A 3,191-nucleotide genomic window follows, 5' to 3' on the forward strand; every position below is an offset into this window, starting at 1 on the left:
CGCACCAATCCCCAGAAATCATGGGAGTCTGGGTCATAGAAAAACATTTCTAATACCCCATGCTCCCGATAGAAAGACTGCTTTTTGAGCATTTCCCTGGCACTATTGCTCGGAGAGAGGATTTCAAACACTACCTGGGGAGCAATATTGTCTTCTTCCCATTGTTTATAGCTGCCGCGCTCACCAGGTGGACGGCCGAAAACCACCATGGCATCGGGAGCTTGACGGGGAGCGGGGGGTACAGTTACCTGCTGGGGATACCAGAGCAAATCCCCAGCGACAAAGACGGTTTGATCCTTAAATAAATACCTGAGATTGGCAACTAAGCGAACAATCCAGCGATATTGAACTGTGTTGTCGGCCATGGGTTTACCGTCGGAATCAGGATAGAAAAGTTGGGGTTCGATGGGTGCTTGAACCATGCTTTATCTCTTGCGATCGCATTTTGGCCTAGCTTTATTGTATCATCGCAAATCCTGGGTTTGAAACCCCGTCCTTTTATACTAAATCCGTTGAGTAACGCACAGAAAACGGGTTTCTCGGAGAAACCCGTTTTCTGCTCAGGCAAAAGGCTTCAACGGTGAGACTTCGGACGTTCGGCAAACGGCAAAAGGGGGAATAAATAATCAGTTTTTAATAACAGGATTTAGGATTACATCTAAATTTTTAATAAAGTCGAGGTTGAAAATTATCGGGAATATCCAATTCAAATACTTGGTCATGAATCCGAGCCACATAAAACCCTTCTTGCAGAATTTTTTCCCGTAATTCTGGTGATAAATGAACCGCCGCTAATATGCCATAGAGTTTTTTATCTTTGTGTTCAGGGAAAAAGCGGCGAAACCGTTGCAAAATACTTTTTAATTGTGAAATAGACTCCTCTCTGGCATGACTTTTAACCTCAACGATATAAGCAGTATTTAGCTCACCATTAGTATAGGCAAAGACATCAATTTCTAGGTGTTGTCCTTCTTTACTGACTCGCACACTGGGACTGATAACTTCCATACCAAAGCGTTGTCTGAGAATCTTTTCCATTGAAGGGAGGGCAAGTCCTTCGGTAAAGCTGCCGAATTTGGCACCGAGTCCCCCAATTTGCTGACCTAATTCTTTGAGTTGTTTGTCAGTTTTCTTCTGTTGTTGGGCGTTTTCCTGCTGTTGCTGACTAACTTCCTTCAATAGTAGGTCAGTCTCCTTCAGTTGTTTGTCAGTTTCTTTTTGAGCAGTCGCTAATTCGGCTAAGAGTCGCCATACGTCTTCGGATGTAGTTGCCATAGCTAATTTTTTCTCTCTGATTTAGTCTATTGCTATTTTACTGAATTTTGCCGATTCATGAAGAAGATAGTGCTTTTGCCTTTGAGTAAGAGAGCGATAAGTAGGGCGTGTTACGCTGTCGCTAACATACCTTTATTTTTATAAGTAACTTAGAGTATTGTTAAGATTTGATAAATTTATTAGAGTATTTTCAAGATTTGATAAATTTAACGGCAAGACTTTCAAATCTACAGAATTAAACATTATAGATCAGGCAGAACCACATTTTTTAAGAGGCATTTAGTTATGAAATTAGCAAAACTTATGAAATACTCCATCGGGGGGGGGGTAATACTTATCAGTCTGGCGGCAGCGGGTACGGCACAAGCCGTTGACCTAAAAGCCAACTTCCGTCTTTTTGGTGAAGTGAATCGATTCGGCTTGGGTTATGGTGACATGGCGTTACACTTCGGAGTTAATGCCCCTGCCTCCCAAATTGGAGGCTTAGGATATTTTCCAGGTGGTACACCATTTACATCGGGGGTACTTAGTTCCGTTGTTCTTCCACCAGGTGGTGGCTTCACTGTTGTAGATACTCAATTTTCCGTACCTTTTTCACTTGATGTCGATCAGCCGGCTTCCCTGTACATGGGCATTGGTGATAATGGAATCGGCGGTCCTCAAGGCGGTAGTATTCAGGTAATTTTCGACTTTTCAGATAATATCTACTTTGGAGGCTCAATTCTTGGATTCACCCCTGACCAAGGATTTGCTTTAACGTCAGTCACTTTAGCTAACGGTACTTCCTTAGAAGATGCTGGGTTGAAATTTGACTTTATTCCTGAAAATACGGTCTTAACGGCTGGGGCATCAGCCTTTGATGATACAGGTAGTGGTCTTGTAACTAATAGTGTAGTAGCAACTACAAATCCTGCTAACAGAGCAGCGGTTTTTGTTTTTCCAGGGACTGCTACATCAAAACTGCAAGGTGGTCCTGATGTGGGCGGTCTCCCAACTAATTCATTAGTTGACCTTGATGTTAATGTAGAGCCTAATCCACCTGTTTTCGATCTAGCCTTTGCCACCGTTAGTGGTGCTAACAATATTAAACTTACCCGAATTTCTCAACCCACTTCAACCCCTGAACCTAGCACAATTTTAGGCTTAGGTGTATTGGGATTTGGCGCTTTCTGCCAGCGCAAACTATCTCAAGGGAAGAAGTCAAAACAGGACAATTGAGTTGAGAAATTTGGGATTTCTTTCAACAAATTTTTGATAGGTGTCTATGTGCAGATGAATTATCAGGCCAGCGGCAAACAAGTCGCCACCCTGGAACGGGCCATGGGTTTAAGTGATGAGGTGATTCTTTATTTAACCCTAAAACTCGATCGCGTGGTGGCCCCCCTGCGGATTTATCTCCCTTAACGGAAATTCCCCCTCTCCTATCACCGAAGCGGTGGTGGAAGATGACGGTATCTCCGCGGAAGATTAATTATAGTCACAACTGTGTCGGGTCAATGCCCAATTCCCGTAATCGGGCAAAAGCGCGATCGCGTTCCTGTTGTGCTTGGTCGCGCTCTTGTTGTGCTTGGTTGCGCTCTTGTTGTGCTTGGTCGCGTTCTTGTTGTGCTTGGTTGCGTTCCTCAAAGAGGGTTTCAGGGTCTTTAAATCGTTCCCCATTGGGATAAAAGACCTCTAAACCCTCTTCAAACATCTCAAACCGAATCCCTAGGATTGGGGAAGTCCAAGGAAAATTCAAGGCCGTTACTGGGAAAAAATCCTCTTGCTGATTGGCCCGCACCAATCCCCAGAAATCATGGGAGTCTGGGTCATAGAAAAACATTTCTAATACCCCATGCTCCCGATAGAAAGACTGCTTTTTGAGCATTTCCCTGGCACTATTGCTCGGAGAGAGGATTTCAAACACTACCTGGGGA

General features: G+C 43.9%; 5 protein-coding genes. 2 read left to right on the top strand and 3 right to left on the bottom strand.

The annotated features are described in order from the left end of the window. Both PX482_RS19145 and PX482_RS19150 read right to left on the bottom strand, forming a co-directional pair. A partial coding sequence (locus tag PX482_RS19145; RefSeq protein ID WP_288122861.1) for a Uma2 family endonuclease occupies nucleotides 1–422 on the bottom strand: 422 nt, incomplete at its 3' end. Between the two features lie 244 nt (nucleotides 423–666). Beyond that, nucleotides 667–1,275: a DUF3782 domain-containing protein gene (locus PX482_RS19150; protein WP_288122862.1), complete on the bottom strand. Its 609-nt coding sequence runs from the start codon at nucleotides 1,273–1,275 to the stop codon at nucleotides 667–669. A 405-nt stretch (nucleotides 1,276–1,680) separates the two neighbouring features. Here PX482_RS19150 and PX482_RS19155 point away from each other — a divergent pair, with 405 nt between their 5' ends. Then, entirely contained in the window at nucleotides 1,681–2,493 is an 813-nt protein-coding gene (locus tag PX482_RS19155) for a PEP-CTERM sorting domain-containing protein (protein ID WP_288094215.1), read from the top strand. A gap of 33 nt (nucleotides 2,494–2,526) precedes the next feature. Next, nucleotides 2,527–2,679, top strand: a complete 153-nt coding sequence (locus tag PX482_RS19160; protein ID WP_002799342.1) for a 30S ribosomal protein S6 — start codon at nucleotides 2,527–2,529, stop codon at nucleotides 2,677–2,679. 73 nt (nucleotides 2,680–2,752) lie between these two features. Here the strand turns inward: PX482_RS19160 and PX482_RS19165 are convergent. Next, the coding region (locus tag PX482_RS19165) for a Uma2 family endonuclease (protein ID WP_288122864.1) at nucleotides 2,753–3,191 on the bottom strand (439 nt) is incomplete at its 5' end.

It is taken from the genome of Microcystis sp. M53602_WE12 (assembly GCF_030065455.1).
Classification (GTDB): Bacteria; Cyanobacteriota; Cyanobacteriia; order Cyanobacteriales; family Microcystaceae; genus Microcystis; species Microcystis aeruginosa.